This window comes from Pseudoalteromonas sp. APC 3893, from assembly GCF_030408095.1.
Classification (GTDB): domain Bacteria; phylum Pseudomonadota; class Gammaproteobacteria; order Enterobacterales; family Alteromonadaceae; genus Pseudoalteromonas.
Genome location: NZ_JASDCD010000004.1, coordinates 102,375 through 120,703, shown reverse-complemented (window position 1 = coordinate 120,703; position 18,329 = coordinate 102,375). Strand labels below are relative to the sequence as shown.

Annotated in this window: 23 protein-coding genes; 9 read left to right on the top strand and 14 right to left on the bottom strand. The window is 40.1% G+C overall.

Features of this window, described 5'->3' with window-relative positions; genetic code table 11:
- Both QMA12_RS07975 and cadR read right to left on the bottom strand, forming a co-directional pair.
- On the bottom strand, positions 1–576 hold the full coding sequence (locus tag QMA12_RS07975; protein WP_130244330.1) for a recombinase family protein: 576 nt from the start codon (positions 574–576) through the stop codon (positions 1–3).
- 131 nt (positions 577–707) lie between these two features.
- The gene (gene cadR / locus QMA12_RS07970) at positions 708–1,097 is read right to left on the bottom strand and encodes a Cd(II)/Pb(II)-responsive transcriptional regulator (protein ID WP_016708229.1); all 390 of its coding nucleotides are present in this window, start codon (positions 1,095–1,097) and stop codon (positions 708–710) included.
- Positions 1,098–1,179: 82 nt separating this feature from the next.
- On the opposite strand from cadR, the gene QMA12_RS07965 reads away from it, so the two are divergent.
- The 7 genes from QMA12_RS07965 to QMA12_RS07935 all read left to right on the top strand — a co-directional run bounded on the left by QMA12_RS07965 (position 1,180) and on the right by QMA12_RS07935 (position 9,354).
- Positions 1,180–1,833, top strand: coding sequence for a cation transporter (locus QMA12_RS07965; protein WP_016708230.1), 654 nt, complete (start codon positions 1,180–1,182; stop codon positions 1,831–1,833).
- Between the two features lie 12 nt (positions 1,834–1,845).
- Entirely contained in the window at positions 1,846–2,574 is a 729-nt protein-coding gene (locus QMA12_RS07960) for a transglutaminase family protein (RefSeq protein ID WP_016708231.1), read from the top strand.
- Complete coding sequence (locus QMA12_RS07955; protein ID WP_016708232.1) at positions 2,567–3,466, top strand: cation diffusion facilitator family transporter; 900 nt, start codon at positions 2,567–2,569, stop codon at positions 3,464–3,466. Before QMA12_RS07960 ends, QMA12_RS07955 begins: the two co-directional genes overlap by 8 nt.
- Positions 3,467–3,511: 45 nt before the next feature.
- Positions 3,512–3,874 (top strand): hypothetical protein, encoded by a 363-nt coding sequence (locus QMA12_RS07950; protein WP_016708233.1) that lies wholly within the window; start codon positions 3,512–3,514, stop codon positions 3,872–3,874.
- Positions 3,875–3,943: 69 nt separating this feature from the next.
- Positions 3,944–5,272, top strand: coding sequence for a TolC family protein (locus QMA12_RS07945; protein WP_029216105.1), 1,329 nt, complete (start codon positions 3,944–3,946; stop codon positions 5,270–5,272).
- 2 nt (positions 5,273–5,274) lie between these two features.
- Positions 5,275–6,189: an efflux RND transporter periplasmic adaptor subunit gene (locus QMA12_RS07940; protein WP_016708235.1), complete on the top strand. Its 915-nt coding sequence runs from the start codon at positions 5,275–5,277 to the stop codon at positions 6,187–6,189.
- A 54-nt stretch (positions 6,190–6,243) separates the two neighbouring features.
- Positions 6,244–9,354 carry a CusA/CzcA family heavy metal efflux RND transporter gene (locus tag QMA12_RS07935; RefSeq protein ID WP_016708236.1) on the top strand — a complete coding sequence of 1,037 codons (3,111 nt, stop codon included), beginning with the start codon at positions 6,244–6,246 and terminating at the stop codon, positions 9,352–9,354.
- Between the two features lie 91 nt (positions 9,355–9,445).
- Here the strand turns inward: QMA12_RS07935 and QMA12_RS07930 are convergent, their stop codons facing one another.
- Entirely contained in the window at positions 9,446–9,586 is a 141-nt protein-coding gene (locus QMA12_RS07930; protein ID WP_229677580.1) for a cupredoxin domain-containing protein, read from the bottom strand.
- A 56-nt stretch (positions 9,587–9,642) separates the two neighbouring features.
- Positions 9,643–9,762, bottom strand: a complete 120-nt coding sequence (locus tag QMA12_RS22200) for a hypothetical protein (RefSeq protein ID WP_353683143.1) — start codon at positions 9,760–9,762, stop codon at positions 9,643–9,645.
- A 698-nt stretch (positions 9,763–10,460) separates the two neighbouring features.
- Between QMA12_RS22200 and QMA12_RS07925 the strand changes: the two genes are divergently transcribed.
- Together QMA12_RS07925 and QMA12_RS07920 are read left to right on the top strand one after the other, a co-directional pair.
- Positions 10,461–10,982, top strand: a complete 522-nt coding sequence (locus QMA12_RS07925) for a DUF305 domain-containing protein (RefSeq protein ID WP_008109672.1) — start codon at positions 10,461–10,463, stop codon at positions 10,980–10,982.
- 1 nt (position 10,983) lies between these two features.
- On the top strand, positions 10,984–11,715 hold the full coding sequence (locus QMA12_RS07920) for a glutaredoxin (RefSeq protein ID WP_016708238.1): 732 nt from the start codon (positions 10,984–10,986) through the stop codon (positions 11,713–11,715).
- Between the two features lie 216 nt (positions 11,716–11,931).
- On the opposite strand, the gene QMA12_RS07915 is transcribed toward QMA12_RS07920, so the two are convergent.
- The 10 genes from QMA12_RS07915 to QMA12_RS07870 all read right to left on the bottom strand — a co-directional run bounded on the left by QMA12_RS07915 (position 11,932) and on the right by QMA12_RS07870 (position 18,299).
- On the bottom strand, positions 11,932–12,282 hold the full coding sequence (locus QMA12_RS07915) for a hypothetical protein (protein ID WP_062566151.1): 351 nt from the start codon (positions 12,280–12,282) through the stop codon (positions 11,932–11,934).
- A gap of 50 nt (positions 12,283–12,332) precedes the next feature.
- On the bottom strand, positions 12,333–12,704 hold the full coding sequence (locus QMA12_RS07910; protein WP_019677951.1) for a hypothetical protein: 372 nt from the start codon (positions 12,702–12,704) through the stop codon (positions 12,333–12,335).
- Between the two features lie 10 nt (positions 12,705–12,714).
- Positions 12,715–13,137 (bottom strand): hypothetical protein, encoded by a 423-nt coding sequence (locus tag QMA12_RS07905; RefSeq protein ID WP_062566152.1) that lies wholly within the window; start codon positions 13,135–13,137, stop codon positions 12,715–12,717.
- Positions 13,121–13,786, bottom strand: a complete 666-nt coding sequence (locus tag QMA12_RS07900) for an isoprenylcysteine carboxylmethyltransferase family protein (protein ID WP_063529850.1) — start codon at positions 13,784–13,786, stop codon at positions 13,121–13,123. The genes QMA12_RS07905 and QMA12_RS07900 overlap by 17 nt, the downstream gene beginning before the upstream one ends.
- The gene (locus QMA12_RS07895; RefSeq protein WP_063529849.1) at positions 13,779–14,114 is read right to left on the bottom strand and encodes a DUF2933 domain-containing protein; all 336 of its coding nucleotides are present in this window, start codon (positions 14,112–14,114) and stop codon (positions 13,779–13,781) included. The genes QMA12_RS07900 and QMA12_RS07895 overlap by 8 nt, the downstream gene beginning before the upstream one ends.
- Positions 14,104–14,451, bottom strand: a complete 348-nt coding sequence (locus QMA12_RS07890; RefSeq protein ID WP_138627004.1) for a P-II family nitrogen regulator — start codon at positions 14,449–14,451, stop codon at positions 14,104–14,106. The genes QMA12_RS07895 and QMA12_RS07890 overlap by 11 nt, the downstream gene beginning before the upstream one ends.
- Before the next feature lie 4 nt (positions 14,452–14,455).
- A complete protein-coding gene (locus QMA12_RS07885) occupies positions 14,456–14,809 on the bottom strand; it encodes a cupredoxin domain-containing protein (RefSeq protein ID WP_138627005.1) in 354 nt (117 codons plus the stop codon).
- A gap of 11 nt (positions 14,810–14,820) precedes the next feature.
- Positions 14,821–17,064, bottom strand: a complete 2,244-nt coding sequence (locus QMA12_RS07880) for a heavy metal translocating P-type ATPase (protein WP_290209156.1) — start codon at positions 17,062–17,064, stop codon at positions 14,821–14,823.
- Positions 17,065–17,165: 101 nt separating this feature from the next.
- Positions 17,166–17,579: a MerR family transcriptional regulator gene (locus tag QMA12_RS07875; protein WP_016708244.1), complete on the bottom strand. Its 414-nt coding sequence runs from the start codon at positions 17,577–17,579 to the stop codon at positions 17,166–17,168.
- A gap of 297 nt (positions 17,580–17,876) precedes the next feature.
- Positions 17,877–18,299, bottom strand: coding sequence for a hypothetical protein (locus QMA12_RS07870; RefSeq protein WP_290209154.1), 423 nt, complete (start codon positions 18,297–18,299; stop codon positions 17,877–17,879).
- Positions 18,300–18,329 lie beyond the last annotated feature (30 nt).

Sequence of the window (18,329 nt, the reverse complement as noted above, 5' to 3'; positions counted from 1 at the left end):
TTATTTATTATTTTGCTTTTCCATTCTTTTAATAGTTCTGTGAACCGTAGGGCGGCTAACAGAATATTTTTTTGCTAATGCAGAAATCGATTCACCATTTAATTTATCTTTATATAATTCCTTCGCTTGTTTATCAGACAAAGCAGACATTCTCCCCATATGTTTGCCTTTAGCCTTAGCCTCTTCACGACCTTCAGCTGTTCTGGCTTTTATTAAATCCCGCTCAAGCTGAGCGAAGACTCCGCAAAGGTTGATCATCGCCGTCGAGAATGGATTATCATTTTTAGTATTGAGAGAGCCGTCGATGATATTTAAACACGCTCCCTTTTTATGAATACTTTCAATTGCTTCGAGAATAGTCTTTAATGATCGGCCAAGCCGATCAAGGCGAGTAACAATTACTTCATCGCCTTCTCGTATAAAATTTATGAGATCTTTTAACTTCTCATCATTTTTAATCGAAGCACCACTTTGCTTCCCTTGAAATACTTTCTCACAGCCATGAACGCCCAACTTGGACAGTTGAACTTGTAAATCTTGTTCTTGAGTCGAAACTCGTGCAAAACCAACTTTCATATGTACGAAACCTGTAACTTTCGTACATCTTAACAATCAAGTGAACGAAAGTACATTAAATAAATTTCGTACATGAACGTAATAAAATATAGTTATTCGTACACAACACGGATAGAAAATGAATGACAATTCTAACTATCAAGTGACTTAATTATTCCACACGCTTCAATGGTGTTTTCAGTTGTACACAAACTTGCCATTTGTTGAAGCTCAGCTTTTAGTGCTTTGAGTTCTCTCATTCGATTGTTAACTAAGGCCAATTGTTGAGCAATGAGCTTATTAACACTTGCACAGCTTTCTTCTGGCTTATTTTTCAGTTCCATAAGGCGTTTAACATCTGTTAGAGGGATATCCAAACTTCGGCAATGCTTTATAAACTCTAATTCTTTTAAAGCCCGTTCACCGTATAACCTGTAATTCCCTTCAGTACGTTCAGGAGTTGAAAGCAACCCTTCTTTCTCGTAATACCGAATTGTTTGTATCGAACACCCTGTCGTTTTTGAAAGTTCACCTATCTTCATAAAACTTTAGTCCTAAATCTTGACTCTATAGTCACTATAGACTTTATAGTTAAGTTATCAAGCAAATAACTAAGGCCGTGCAATGAGTGGTTGTGGTTGCGAAGTCGAACTAAAAGATGCGAAACAAAAACATGTGCTGTATTGGTTGCTAGGTATTAATGCGGTTATGTTCTGCGTTGAGATTACTGTGGGCCTATATGCAAACTCAACGGCTTTGATAGCAGATTCAATGGATATGCTGGCTGACGCAATTGTCTATGGTATTGCTCTATATGCCGTGAGCCGATCTTTAAAGCATAAAGCCAATGCAGCCCTTATCAGCGGTTACTTTCAGCTGACACTCGGAATACTGGTAATCTTTGACATAGTAAGAAGACTCGGAGAAGGTGAGCCTCACTCTTGGTTCATGATCGGCTTTGGTTTTGTAGCATTAATAGCAAACGTCATTTGTTTAGTTTTAATCAGAATGCAAAGCAATGGTGAAGTCCATATGCGTGCAAGCTGGATATTTTCAGCCAACGATGTGATCGCAAACTTGGGGGTCATTGCTGCTGGTGTTTTAGTGATGCTACTTGATTCTCGCTGGCCTGACATTGTGATTGGTAGTGTGATTGCAACCCTAATTTTAAGAGGGGCTTACCTGATTATTACTGATGCGAAGAAAGAGCTGAGCAACGCAGAGTTAACAAGCGAAAACAATAGCTGTAGTGGAAGTAAATCAAAATCATGTTCTTAAAGGAGATGGATAATGAGTGCTAATTATTTAGAGAAAACACAAATATTAGACTTAGATGATCACAGCATCCAATCTCTAATAGCAGATCGGAATTGGAATACAATGGATGAATACAACACAATAGGAGCTGCTTACACCTTTGTTAAAGATGAGATTCAGTTTGGTTACAACCGCAGCGATGATATATCTGCGAGTGAAGTTTTAGCGGATGGCTATGGACAGTGCAATACCAAGGGAAACTTGTTAATGGCTCTATTCCGAGCGCTTGGTATTCAGTGCCGATTTCATGGTTTCACGATTGACCAACAGCTTCAGAAAGGCGCTATTCCTTCTTATGTATTTTGGCTTGCCCCAAAATCCATTATCCATAGCTGGGTAGAAGTGCTCTATGAAGGTAAGTGGATCAATTTAGAAGGCTTCATTCTCGACGAAGCTTACCTAAGTTCAATTCAATCCAAATTCAGTCAAGCTAAAGATAATTTTTGTGGTTATGGAATAGCTACTACCTGCATAAGTAACCCAGAGACGAACTGGGTTGGTAAAGATACTTATATTCAAAAAGAAGGCATACACGACGACTTTGGCTTTTATGACTCACCCGATGAATTCTATGCTGAGCAGGGAACCAATCTAACGGGTATTAAACGTTGGGCGTACCAAAACTTTATCCGTCATATCATTAATTGGAATGTACAAAGGCTTAGAAGAAAAAATGTAACCGCCGAGGCTCAACATGCATAACCACTCTCACGGTCATGATCACCCTCACAATGATGAGGACGCTTCGAGACGCATTGGCTGGGCTTTTTTTCTAAACCTCACGTTTACCATCATCGAATTTATCGGAGGTTGGTTAACCAATAGTACGGCAATCATGGCAGATGCTATCCATGATTTAGGAGATAGCATCTCCATAGGCACCGCATGGGGATTAAATAAGCTCAGTAACAAGCCTGCCTCTAGCCAGTTTTCATATGGTTACAAGCGCTTTTCATTGCTTGGCGCATTGATTAACGGTTTGGTATTAACTGTTGGTTCTGTTTTTATACTAATTGAGGCCATACCAAGATTAGCTAACCCCGAAATGCCTCAAGTCGAAGGAATGCTTTTATTAGCTATTTTTGGCATGGTGGTAAACGGTTACGCTGCCTATAAGCTAAGTCATGGAAAGACCTTAAATGAACGAGTTTTAAACTGGCACTTGCTTGAAGACGTTTTAGGTTGGATAGCTATATTTATTGTATCAATCGTATTGATGTTTGTTGAATGGCCCATACTCGATCCTATTTTATCAATTGGGTTTACCCTTTTTATTTTATTTAATGTTGTAAGAACACTGAAAACGACACTTATGCTCTTCTTGCAAGCGACACCAGATATTGATCTTATTGAAAATATTAAATCGAAAATAGTTTCTAAAGCCATTGTGGGTGAAGTACATCACTTACACATCTGGTCACTTGATGGTGAACACAACGTTTTAACCGCCCATATTGTTTTAAACACTGAAATATCTAACGAAGAGCTGAAATCGTACAAGCTAGAGTTGCGACAGGAGCTTAAAGAGTTTGATTTTGCTCATACAACAATTGAAATAGAGTTCATAGACGAGCAATGTCGTGACGCAAGCTAAACGATAGTGTTAACATTGGCATAACTAAGAGATAGTTGAAACGAAATGAATATTAAACAATTCCCTGCATACATCATGATAGTGCTGATATTACTTCAGTCATTTTCTGCTGTGGCAAAAGTTGCTGATGTTCATATTGTTGATTCCGAGCATATAAAAACCGAGCATGTTCATGCTTTAGATGACCACATTTCTTCTGAAAAATTAATACAATCATCAGCAGATAATGACCAACACAACCCCGCTGATTGTCATCATTGCGGACACTGCAATGGCTCGCATGTACAGTTTGCTACGCATGTTTACATCAGTAGAGACATTGATTTCAAATCAAGTCAGGTATTTGATTATTTAAAAGTAGTCATTGAAGCTCCCCCTTCCAGATTACTTCGACCTCCCAAAAGTTAGTCCTTTTATTTAATTGGCGCGTTAGGCGGTGAAGCCAACGCTCGTTTCATAAAATAAACAGGACAAAATATGAATATGTCTTATTTTAAGGCCCCCGTACTTGCTTGGAAGAAAGTAAAACGGTTGCTTCTGTTGTCGTTTTTAGTGACAACTAATAATGTATTTGCAAATGACTTAACTGTTGATTCAGTTTCATTGTCAGAGGCAATACAACGAACACTTGCAAACAACCCACAGCTAACAGCTTTTAAATACAAACAAAAGCGTTTAGACGGCGAGTTAGCTACCGCAGGGTTAAAACCTGAATATAACGTCAGCGCTGAATTGGAAAACTTTGCAGGTACAGGTGATGTATCTGGATTCAGCGACGCTGAACTTACCTTATCAATATCTTCCGTGGTGGAATTGGGAGATAAGGTAAATAGCAGAAAGCTTTATGTTAATGCCCAACAGCAAGCAATAGCTGTTGAAAAAAGAATACAAACACTCGATATTTTGGGTGAAGTAGCAGCTCGCTATATCGATGTTTTGACGTTACAGCAAATCATGCTCGTCAATGAAAATGCAGAAAAGCTAGCACGAGAAACCTATCAAACTGTCTCCAAAAAAGTTCGTGTTGGTTCGGCACCGTCATCAGAGCAAAAACGAGCTGATGCAGCTTTAGCAACAGCTCGACTAAAGACGCTAACCATTTCCAAGCAGTTAGAGGCCAGTGTTCGTAAGTTAGCTATTATGTGGGGAGAACAATCACCGCAATTCTCTCGTGTATCAGGCGATTTATTTGCACTTCCCAAAACAATATCACTCGAATACATCATGGCTCAACTTTCTCAAAGTCCTCATATATTAGCTTATGCAGAGCAATCGAGAATTCAGCAAGCTCAATTACAATCAATCAACGCACAAAGCCACGCTAATATAACGTGGAGCGCAGGTGTGAAAAGACTTGAAGGTAGCAATGAGACTGCGTTGGTTGCAGGAATTAGCGTCCCTCTGTTTACGAGTGATAGAAATAGAGGCAGCTATCAATCTCAAAAAGCAAAACTCGATGAAGTTGAGCAGCAACGGAAAGCCAGTGAGCGAGCAATTTACAGCCAATTAGCGACATTTTATGCGGCTCAGGAAGAGGCTCGCCTTACGGTTGAAACCTTACAAACCAGTATTATTCCGCCTCAAGAAAGTGCTTTGTCATTAGTGCAAAAAGCCTATTCGGACGGGCGCTTTAGTTATTTAGAGCTAGTTTCAGTTCAAAAAGAGCTTATTGAGATGCAATATGCGCTTATTTTTGCCGCAAGTGAGGTTCACAAACAAAGCGCCTCCATTGAGTCCTTATCAGGCATTCCATTAATTTCTTCCGGCAATACAGAAAGCCAACTTTCAAGCTTTATTGAGAATTAATCATGAAAAAGAAAAATATATTAAATTCACCAATCAGCCTTTTCAAATTAATGCTTGTTGCTGTAATTGGTTTCACCTCCATCACGACCTCAGCCAGTGAAGAACACAAAGATGAAATAGTCTCTATGTCTGTTGAGATGGCTAAACAAAACAGCATTGAAACAGTAGCAGCAACTAGCGGTGTTATTCATAACGAAGAAGTTGTATATGGAAAAATCGTTGCCGATCCTGCCTCACTTGCGCACGTTAACGCTAGATTCGATGGTGTTATTAAGGAAGTAAAAGTCAATCTCGGCGAAGAGGTCAAAAAAGGTGAAACGTTGGTAGTGATTGAATCCAATGAGAGCTTAAATCAATATTCGATAAAAGCACCAATGTCTGGGCGTATAGTCGCTAGGCAAGCCAATATTGGCGAGCTTACAAATGGTGAAAACTTGCTGACAATAGCCAATTTTGACGTGGTTTGGGCACAACTATCAGTGTTTCCTACTCAGCTAAGTAAGGTTAACGCTAACCAGCAGGTGCTAATTCATAGCACTGAATTTAATCAAAGTGCGCAAATTAGCTATTTAACACCATCACTAAACGACAAGCCATACTCATTGGCATTTGTAAAATTGGATAACAAAACCAACAAGTGGCCGCTTGGCACTGTAATTAAAGGTGCGGTTACGACCAGTCAACACTCTGCTCCAGTTGTTGTGCCAAAAGGAGCCATTCAAGAGTTTGAAGGCAAAGATGTTGTTTTTATTAAAGAAGGCAATGAATACCACCCTAGCGCCGTAAAAACTGGCGCTTCAGACGCTATCAATATTGCTATCATCGACGGTTTGAACGTCGGCGAAAGTGTGGTTGTAAAGAACAGTTATCTGCTAGTTGCTGATCTAAAAAAATCGGAGGCTGGACATGAACACTAATCTCCGACCTTTTTGTCCTCTACATATTGGCTTCAGTATTATCGAGGTGAAAATATGATCGCTTGGATACTAGAATTATCTATCCGTAGACGTGGTACTATGTTGCTTATGGCCTTGTTTATCATCGCTTTAGGAATATGGAACTATCAGAAGCTACCTATTGACGCTGTGCCAGATATAACCAATGTACAGGTACAAATAAACACGCAGGCTCAAGGTTATTCACCTTTGGAAACAGAGCAACGGATTACGTTTATCGTCGAAACGGGCTTGGCGGGTTTACCTAAGCTGGATTATACCCGTTCACTTTCTCGATATGGCCTGTCGCAAGTGACTGTTGTGTTTGAAGAAGGCACAGATTTGTATTTTGCCAGAAACCTAATCAATGAGCGACTTAGCGCAATTAAGGAGCAACTACCGTTTGGCATTGAACCAGAAATGGGACCAATTGCTACGGGCCTCGGTGAAATATACATGTACAGTATAACTGCCGACGAAAGTGCAAAGCAGAATAATGGCTTACCCTATGATGCGATGGCGTTAAGGGAGATCCATGACTGGGTAGTGAAACCACAACTTGCATTGGTTAAAGGGATTACGGAAATCAATGCAATTGGTGGCTATAAAAAGCAATACCATATCAATCCCGATCCGTTAAGGATGTTGCACTTCGGTATTACCAGTGAAGCACTATCAAATGCAATAATGCGAAATAATGCAAATCAAGGGGCTGGATTCATCGAAAGAAGCGGACAGCAAATTCTTGTTCGTTCACAAGCTCAGTTGCAATCTATTCAAGACATCCAAAACGTCATTATAAAAAGCGACGACGGCACACTTGTAAAAGTTAAAGATGTCGCCGAAGTTGCGATAGGAAAAGAGCTAAGGACAGGAGCTGCATCACTGGAAGGCAAGGAAAGTGTGATTGGCACCGCAATGATGCTGGTAGGAGAAAATTCACGCTCGGTGGCATTGGCTGTTGGTGACAAGCTTAGTGAAATCCAAAACAGTTTACCTCAAGGCGTGTCCATAGTTCCCTTATATGACAGGACAACTCTGGTTGATAAAGCAATTAGCACCGTACAGAAAAATCTTATTGAAGGTGCATTACTGGTTATCTTCGTATTGTTCCTATTACTGGGTAACATACGCGCCGCTTTGATTACCGCCGCAGTAATTCCTTTGGCAATGTTGGCAACAATCACGGGCATGGTTCAAAGCAAAGTCTCTGCGAATTTAATGAGTCTGGGAGCCTTAGATTTTGGATTGATTGTCGATGGCGCGGTAATAATCGTTGAGAACTGCATTAGGCGGTTAGCAGAAAGCCAAAAACGAAATAGTTCTGTCATTTCCCTGAAAGAACGCCTAGACATTGTTTATTCTGCTACCAATGAGGTTATACGACCTAGTGTTTTTGGCGTATTGATCATAACGATTGTCTATTTACCTTTGTTTACCTTATCGGGTGTCGAGGGCAAAATGTTTCATCCGATGGCCGCAACGGTGATAATCGCTCTATTGTCTGCAATGGTATTTACCTTCACGCTAGTCCCCGCTGCGGTTGCTTTATTCTTGAAAGGCAAAATCAGCGAAAAAGAAAGTCCAGTAATTGTCGGCGCTAAGTCAGTTTATAGTCCTGTTTTGAAGTGGGCTTTAAAACTACGTTGGCTAGTTGTTTGCGGCGCTGCTTTACTTGTGACATTTAGCATATTACTTGGTAGTAAATTAGGATCTGAATTTGTTCCTCAACTTAATGAAGGTGACATTGCACTGCACGCGATGCGTATTCCGGGCACGGGTATTGACCAAGCTGTAGAAATGCAGAAGGTACTTGAACAACAAATTATGAAATATGATGAAGTTGTTACGGTGTTTTCAAAAACGGGCACAGCAGAAGTTGCGACAGACGCGATGCCGCCAAATGTGACTGATACTTTTCTGATATTAAAGCCGAGAGAGCAATGGCCCGACCCTAATTTAACGAAAGAGGATTTTGTTGAAAGGCTGGAAAAAGATCTCAGCTCTATTCCCGGCAATAATTATGAGTTTACTCAACCAATTCAGATGCGATTTAACGAATTAATTAGCGGAGTAAGAGCTGATTTAGGGATTAAGCTCTACGGTGATGATCTATCCCAACTTGTCATTTCTGCACAAGAAGTTTTGGCTACACTCAATACAATTTCAGGTGTTGCTGATGCGCGGCTCGAACAAGTTGATGACGTGCCTATCTTTACCGTTAACCCCAAGCCTGAAGCATTAGCGCTATACGGGTTGGATGCAAGCGACTTACAGTCTTGGTTAAAAACAGTCGTGTCAGGTGAAGGCGCAGGGTTAATATTCGAAGGTGATCGTCGATTTGAAATTGTAGTTAGATATCCTGAGCTGTTGAGAGCCAACCTTGATCAGCTAGGTAATTTGCCAATCGCGACAGAAAGTGGTGAGTTTGTACCTGTAAGCGAAGTTGCAGAGTTAAATTATACGACAGTTCCAAGTCAAATAAGCCGAGAAAATGGTAAGCGACGAATTGTAATTACAGCAAATGTTAGAAACCGAGATCTAGGCTCATTCGTACAAGAGGCACAGCAAAAAATTCAACAAAATGTTGAATTGCCTGCTGGTTATTGGCTTGAGTACGGCGGAACATTTGAGCAACTTGAGAGTGCAACGCAAAGATTATCCATCGTAGTACCTGCCACATTGTTTGTAATTTTGACACTGCTTGTCATAGCATTTAGTTCAATAAAAGATGCCCTGATCATATTTAGTGGTGTGCCTTTAGCACTTACAGGCGGCGTATTGGCTTTGTGGTTAAGAGACATGCCTCTTTCAATTTCTGCTGCTGTTGGATTTATCGCTCTTTCAGGGATAGCTGTATTAAATGGACTGGTGATGCTGTCATTCATTAAACAGCGATTACTTGAAACAGGAGAGCTAATAAACTCAATTATCGAAGGTGCAACTATCAGGCTTCGCCCTGTATTAATGACCGCTTTGGTTGCTAGCTTAGGTTTCATTCCTATGGCATTAAACGTCGGAACTGGGGCTGAAGTTCAGAGGCCATTAGCAACGGTGGTAATTGGAGGGATTATTTCCTCTACTTTACTTACTTTAGTTGTTTTGCCTGTTCTATATAGAATTGTTTACAGTAAATACAAATCTTAACTTTAATTTAGAGGCTTCTCGTAATGTTTTCGAGAAGCCTTTTGTTAAGTTACTTTTGCTCGTTCAGGTGTGTAAAAAGACCTATTTAAAACTAAATTACTTTTAAGACGCCGCGATACATTTGTATCTGACAATGAAACTCATGCTCTCCCTGTGACAAGTTTAATAAGGTAATTTGAGTAATTTCATTTAACTTAAGCTGTTCGCTTATATCCAATGAAGGAATAAGCATTATTTCAGCGCAGGGGGATTGCTCTTTATGACCGTTATGAACGCACGTCATTATTGCTAATTGCGCAGATTATGAATGAAACTGGTAAACGGATTATCATTTTTTGTACTGACAGAACCATTAATAATCTTTGAACAATCGCCCCGTTTGTGAGTACTTTCAATGTCCTCAAGAATAGACTTTAATGATCGGCCTAGCCGATCAAGGCGAGTAACTATTACCTCATCACCCTACCTGATGAAATCGATTAGCTTCTTTAACTTTTTTCATTTCTAACCGAAGTACCAGACACATTGCCTTATAATATTTTTTTACAACCATAATAGCCCAACTGAACAGTTGAGCATTCAAATCTTGTTCTCTAGTAGATACTCTTGCAAAACCACTTTCATGTGTAGGAAACTTTTAGCTTTCGGACATGAACGAGATAAAAGATCAATATTCGTTCATTTAAAAAGTGAAATAAATGACAACTCTAACTATCAAGATTAATTCTTCCACATGCTTTAACTGTGTCTTCACTTGTACACGAGCTTACATTTGTTGAAGCTCAGCTTGTAGTACTTTGAGTTCCCACATTAGATTGTTAACTAAAGCCAATTCCGCCTGTGTCTATCACAAGTTCAAAACTCAAACTCTAAATATAAGCTGATTTGATCTCCTTCAAAGAAGATTTTTTGCCCATAAACTCTTACACCGAAATGTGTAGATTAGTACTGATTCACAATAATTGCGCTGAAATTGAGTCAATCGTATTACAAATACTCTTATTGATACTGGCTCATTACTTGCAATTTTTCGAGAACATGACCACATGTAGAGAATAATAGGCTAACAGTGGGAAATATTTACACTATCAATGTAAGGATTACTTATGAAATACTCAAGATTTGCTGCAATGATCATCACCTCAACCATTGCTATGTTTGTCATGATGTATCTCAACACTTACGCAGTATCACATATATGGTTTAGTGAAACGCGTATCTATATGGCGTTGTATATGGGAGCAGGTATGGCAATGATCATGCTGGCCTTTATGCTTGGCATGTACAGTAACAAGAAGCTCAACATGGCTATTTTTCTATTGGCGACAATACTGTTCGCCATATGTCTTTATCTTGTTCGCTCTCAAAGCACAATTTCTGACACTGCCTACATGAAAGCGATGATTCCTCATCACTCCATTGCTATTCTTACTAGTGAGCATTCAACTTTGGAGGATGTACGCGTGCGTGAATTGGCAAATGGTATTATTAAAGCCCAACGAAAAGAAATAAAAGAAATGGAATGGCTGATTAAGGATATTTCTGAAAATGGAAAGGTCAGCTCACAAGCTCAGGCTGAGCAACGACCGCTCCCAAAGTTTGAAGGCACACTGAACAAAGGAGACTAAGATGACTAAGACAGCTACCCTGTACAGAATGGTCACTGACGAACATATCTGCCCCTATGGTTTAAGGTCGAAAGATTTGCTGGAGAGGCAAGGGTATGATGTAGAAGATCATAAGCTCACGTCAAGACAACAAGCTGATGACTTCAAAGATAAGCATGATGTCAAAACTACGCCACAAACCTTTATTGAAGGAAAGCGTGTCGGAGGATACGATGACTTAAGAGAGTATTTTGGTAAAGATGAAGCAGGTCAAACTGGCACAACCTACACGCCAGTTGTAGCCATTTTCTCGATAGCTGCACTTCTTGCTGTCGCATCTCAACATTTTGCTTCCGGCTCATTTATCTCCATCAGAACACTGATGCTATTTATAGCTTTTTCAATGACGCTCTTAGCGGTGCAAAAACTGAAAGACCTATACAGTTTCACAAATTCGTTTATTACTTATGATTTACTAGCGATGAGATGGATAAGATATGGTTATATTTATCCCTTCATTGAAGCATATGCAGGTATTGGTATGGTTGCCCAACTACAGCCTCTCGCAGTGGCACCATTTTCATTGTTTATCGGCACAGTTGGAGCAATTTCAGTTTTCAAAGCCGTTTACATTGACAAACGCCAGTTAAAGTGTGCCTGTGTAGGCGGCGATAGTAGTGTGCCACTTGGATTTGTATCGCTATCTGAAAACTTATTTATGATCGCGGGAGCATTGATTATGCTGCTGATGTAAAGGTATAGCTCTATTCGGCGGCTCCTTAACTGTTAAGATTAGACCTAGGATGCCAGCCCACACCTTTCTAATCCATATGTAACATTTTTTCTGTCGTACTGGCATCAAGATAACCAGAACTGAGCAAACAATCTCAAAGGTTGTACAAAATAACACTAAAGCTTTTTCATTAAGTTTTATTGTTATGCTCTTGTGGTGGCTTTCGCCACCACTTTATTAGTTTTCAAGTTCCACCATATCTTTCGCTGCAATGTCACCAGACACTAGCTTTACAGTTGCGAAATGATCATTCACAATTTTAGTAATTTGTACCGTTCCTACCTTTTCGATAGTGTAGGGATCGTCACCTTCACTCAATACTATTCTTTCATGGAATCTAATAACACTGTATTTTTGCCCAACCTCTGCGCCATGCTTAGCACCAATACAGATTAGAGTTCGATTATCAGAACTTTCTACTACCTGACCTCTCATCATGTATTTATGATAAAAAGTGGTATTAGAACAACCCACTAAATATAAACCGAATGTAAGCAATAAAAGAGCTTTTATATAGGGTGTTTTCATCACTGTTACCTCATTTGACTAACTAATTATCTATACACTTTTTTATGAATTCATTTGTTTTTCCGGCCAGCCCCCGAAGGTGCTTGATGACAACTCCAAGGCTTATGAACAGAGTTATCTTTGATGTTCTGATCAACAAATTTATAGTAACTTTCTTTAGTATGTGTCCACCAATCATCATGAACATCTGCGCCATACTTACGGATTACCTCCTCAATCCCATCAAGGCTTACGTTTGCGGCATCATAGGCAAGGTGTATTTCACCTTCTTTGATGTTGTAACTAACTTCATCTATACCAAAAAGCTGATCTATTTCTTTTACTAACTCGTCACAGCTTTCTTCTGTGACATTGCTAAGCTTTAGATTTCGAACAACTAAATTTTGCTCTCTAACGCCAACTCTATGATCTAAATCGCTCATAATTTTTCTCCTAATGTTTGTGTGAATGCTGTTGATTGCTATCTTTCATTTCTTCCATTTTCCGGTTCATCTGCGGCATCATGTTCTCCATCATTTCTAAATGATGTTCAGTCATCTTGATTTGTTGATGCATTGGCATTTCTTCCATATTTTTGTGCATGGATTGCATCATCTTCATCATTGAACGGTGATGTTCAACCATCATCTGCTGTTGCTTGTCAGGATCTTTTTCAGTTTTAATGGCATGGACTTCCTTTTTCATTTCCATCATTTTTTTATGCATTTCTCCCATGTTCTCATGTGGTATTGTCATGCCTTGATGCATATCAGCTTTGTTCGCACCTTCATGTTTATGCTCATTGTTTTGGGCAAATGAGCTAGTGGTTATCAGTAGTGAACTAATAAATAAAATTGATTTAGTTAACGTTTTCATGATTTTTACCTTCTACACTTTTATTAAAATTTGGGATCCAACTTGGTGTCGATTCCATATACCTGTGGTACTCCGAACCAAACTCAGCAATCGCTTGTGCTTCTTCGCGTTTCGCTAGCTTGACGTAAACAACGACTAAGATCGGAAACATCGCAAGTGTTGGGATTGTCGGCCACTGCAATAAAAAGCCGAACATGATTAGAATGAAAGCTACATACTGTGGGTGGCGACACCTTGCATACCATCCAGTTGTAGCCAATTGATGATGCTTTTGCGCGTGATGCAATACATTCCATGCTGAAGACAACATAAAGAAACCTGCAACAATAAACACCATACTCACTATATGAAATGGGTCCCAATGGGCATCACCTTGAAATCCAAAGAAAGTATGTAATAAATGCCCATTCTCATGCGCAAAGAAATTTACTTCTGGATAGGTCTCCGTCAGCCACCCCGACAGAAAATAGATAGTTAAAGGAAAGCCATACATTTCAGTAAATAGGGCAACAATAAAGGCGGAGAACGCTCCAAGGCTTCGCCAATCAGTAGATGTTTTTGGTTTGACAAAACTAAAGGCAAAAAAGATAAAAATTGCTGAGTTCAGTATCACCATTGACCATAAGCCATAATCATATGTCTCATTCATCACTGTTCTCCTTTTTATGTGATTCCTTACGTCCTTCTTCTAAACCTTGTATGTAGCCGTCACGATAGGCAGCATTTTTATCCGTGAGTTCTTGAAAGCTCTCTTCCTTTTTCTCATCAGGCGCATGTGAATGATCGTGGCCATGTTTGCCATGACTGCCATGCATAAATACGTGCATCAACGGGCATAGCAATAAAATCAAATAAGGAAGAAATTGCAGTACATGCTGTCCATGTTCAAAGATTAAAAAATAGGTGGCTGCGGCAATAAGCACCAATGCAGCCCAACCCGTGGGTGTTGACCAAAATTTAGGGTGCTCATTTTTCATATTGGCCTCCTATTGACCTTAAATTTTCCGCTGAAGCTTCAGACTTAGAATTTATCCAGAAGAGATTATCCACAGGGGAGATACTAACTAGTCCTTCTCCTTCAACGTTGGTATACGCTGCATCAAGCAAAACTTTAGCAACATGTTCTGCATCATCAAAAGCAACATAAATTGTCATAACTATATGTGCTGATAAGTGATTTCTGTTGTAAGTATCAGCATATGCACCTCTGCCCGTTGCTTTATGAATGGTAAAGCCTTTATAGCCATGTGAAAGTAGTGCCTCTTCTACTCGTGTTAACACCATTTCATCGAAAATGGCGGTCACTTTTTTCATCCTCCTAAACAACCTTTAAGACACCGCGATACATTTGCATCTGACAATGAAACTCATGCTCTCCCGGTGATAAGTTCAATAAGGTAATTTGAGTAATTTCATTTAATTTAAGCTGCTCGCTTACCTCCAATGATGGAATAAGCATTGTTTCAGCGCAGGGTGATTGATCTTTGCGCATAAACTTCAGAGTGACAGGTTGACTAGCAGACACTTGGATTGAGGATGGTGAATACACGCCATCCCTCACTTCAATGAGTACTTCATTACCTTGAACAATTGTTTTATTGGGTTTGTATAGCCAAAACCACCAAACAATCAGTGCGATTAACACTAAGCCTAATAAGTTAATTAACATCATCGTGTTTCTCCTTAATGCTCTTTTGCTTTAAACAAGCGAAGTCGATTTGCATTTGACACTACAGTCAATGACGAAAACGCCATTGCAGCACCTGCAATTACAGGGCTAAGCAGAATGCCAAAGAAGGGATATAGAACCCCCGCAGCAAAAGGAATCCCGGCTACGTTATAGACAAACGCGCCAAACAAGTTTTGTTTTATATTTCGTAAAGTAGCTTTGCTTACCGCTATGGCATCAGCTAGGCCATGAAGTGAACCACGCATTAGGGTAATGTCAGCACTTTCGATAGCTACATCAGTCCCTGTGCCTATGGCGAAGCCAACATCGGCTAACGCTAGCGCAGGAGCATCGTTGATGCCATCTCCTGTCATACCAACAATTTCGCCGCCTTCTTGTAGCTCTTTCACCTTGTTGGCTTTATCTTCTGGCAGCACTTCAGCAAGAAACTCACTAATACCCGCTTTTTTGGCAACAGCAGCAGCGGTTTCCTTGTTATCACCCGTTAACATGATGACGCGTATACCATTAGCCTGAAGTCGTTTGATAGCAGAGATTGAGTCTGACTTGATAGGATCTGCAACAGCAATGATTGCTGCAAGTTCACCATCTACAGCAAAGTACATAGGTGTTTTGGCTTCTTTGGCTAAAGACTGCGCTTGTTCAACAAAGCCTGTGAGGTCTATGCCTTTTAACTTCATTAGTTTATCGTTTCCGAAAAGCAGGGCTTTATTGTTGCAGTTTGCTTCTACACCAAAACCCGTAATGGCGTTAAACGCTTCAATTTTTAGTAACTCAATATCCTTATCTAACGCACTTTCAACAATCGCTTGCGCTAAAGGGTGCTCTGAGCCGCTCTCTAAACTTGCAGCAAGCTGTAGTACGTCTTTTTCGTCCGTAGCTTTTGCTAAAACAATATCGGTTACCTTAGGTGCCCCTTCAGTAATAGTGCCCGTTTTATCTAAAATCATGGCAGTGATTTTAGAGGCGGTTTGCAGTGCTTCACCGTTGCGAATTAGCACGCCTGCTTCTGCGGCCTTTCCTACTCCGACCATGACAGACATGGGCGTTGCCAAGCCCAAAGCACATGGGCAGGCAATAATGAGTACAGTAGTTGCTGATACGATGGCAAAAGCAATTGCTGGCTCAGGTCCAAAGTTAAGCCATGCTAGCGCACTTAACACAGAGATGATCATGACAACAGGAACGAAAAAAGCTGAAATAACATCAGCCAAGCGGCCAATCGGCGGTTTAGAATTTTGTGCTCGTTTCACCATATTGATGATTTGCGCAAGCGCCGTGTCTTTTCCAACACGTGTGGCTTTAAACATAATCATGCCTGATTTGTTCAAAGTACCAGCGACAACCTCATCTTCTTCGGCTTTTTCAACAGGCATAGGCTCGCCTGTCAGCATGGACTCATCAATAGAGGTGTGCCCTTCCAATACCACACCATCGACGGGAATTTTTTCGCCCGGTTTTACCTTTACAATATCGTTAAGTAAAACCTGCTCAATACCAATCTGAACTTCTCTGCTATCACGAACTACGGTTGCCGTTTTGGCCTGCAAGCCGATAAGACGCTTAATGGCCTCAGAGGTTTTACCTCTGGCTTTTATTTCTAATGCCAGACCTAAATCAATTAAGCCAATGATCATGGCGGTAGCTTCAAAATAAACATGCCGTGCCATTAATGGAACGGCGTCAGGTGCAAACACGACAACCATCGAATACACCCAAGCTGTACCTGTTCCTAAAGCTATTAGAGTGTCCATATTAGCGGAGTGGTTTTTAAAGCTTTTCCATGCTCCTACATAGAAATGCTTACCTGAAAAATACATAACACCAAAAGTTAAAATGCCTACAACCAGCCAAGACATGCGTTCAAGGTTTGTTTCAACCGTCATTTCTCCAACCACAATGCTGTAGATCATCAAAGGAACACCAAGTGAAAGGGCAATAAACGTATCGCGCATTAGTTTTTTATAATATGCCCAATCAGCCGCTTCTTTCTCGTCAAGCGCATCTGCTGCCGAGCTATCATCAATTGACTTCGCGTTATACCCCACAGACTCAACAGCTTTGATCAATTCTTCTGTCTTAGCTGTCCCAGAAACTGTTACAGTCCTATCAGCAAAATTCATTTCCGCACTGACTACACCAAGAGTTGCCTTTAACGCCCCTTCAATTTTGCCTACACAGCTAGCACACCCAGCGCCTTCAATGATAAGCTGTTGGTTATGTGATACTTTCTCCAACGTATTCTCCTTACTTTTACACGAAGAGGATTGAGCTTTTGCCTGACAGCAACAGCCTGATTCAGTTTTTATATTTGTGTTAGTAGCCACCCTTTTTCCTCCTATGCTTTTTTAATTTGCTCAAAGTTTTCGATGAGATGACAAACCATGTTTGCAGTCGGTGCTTTGTCTTCCATTTCTTCCCATTGAGAAAGCGCAGAAGACATTTTTCCTCGAAGTGCCAACATTGCTTGAAACTGCTTTTCTGTTTCTTCAAGCCGCTCTTTGATCAGGCTTCTGACTAATGGGCACGCACTTTTACCATCTTCAGATTCATTAATAATTTCCTTGATATCTGCAACGGAAAAACCAAGGTTTCTGGCACTTAAAATGAATTTAAGTCTCGATACTTCTTTATTCGAGTATGACTTGTAGCCGTTCACTGACTTAGCAGGTTTTAACAATCCTAATCTGGTGTAATAGCGCACCGTATCAGCAGTCGTTCCAAGGCTTTTTGCCAGCTCCGCAACTTTCATATTCACTCCTCAGTTTTTTAGCTAAGTTTGTACTCTCATCTTCAGCTTAGACCTGTGTCTAAGACACAGGTCAAGTACTAATTCTAGTGAATAAGCTAAAAACTAATTTTTTGGTAAAAGAGAAATCTCGGCCAAAATCGACAGCATTAAGTACTGTAAATGGCAATAGTTTGAGAATTTTCATAGTGCCTTCAAAATATCGTACTAATCGTTCAAAACAATTGATTATTTAAATCAATGAATAAGTCATTCTATTTTTGATGGGAGTGGCGAAAAAAAGACGCACTGATCCCGTGATTAGCCAATAATTGGTGGACGATAAAGTAAGAGATGGATACCAGATTTTGGTAGAGGTGTACGCTGTAGAAATAGCTCAGAGTAAATATTGCAAATACCTTCCTCTTGCGCTTGCACAAGATAGGCATTTAAATGAAAGCTTGAACAAAATCCCCCCTCACAACAAACACAATCACTAGCTTTGCATTTTTCACATACTTCATCACCATGACGGTGTTTAGAGTCTTGCGAGTTTACAGTGTGATAGTGACTATTGTCATTCATTGATTGATGGTGAATATTTTTGCTTCGTTGCATAATATGAGTGTCGGAAGATCCATTTTTATGTTCTTCACAATTCATTGGCTTAGCTGTAACAAAACTATGCTGCGTAAGCAACACAGTTATTATCACTATTTTAAACCACCTGAAAAGTCCAAACATTATCATTCCTTCTTTAGCACCTATAATATT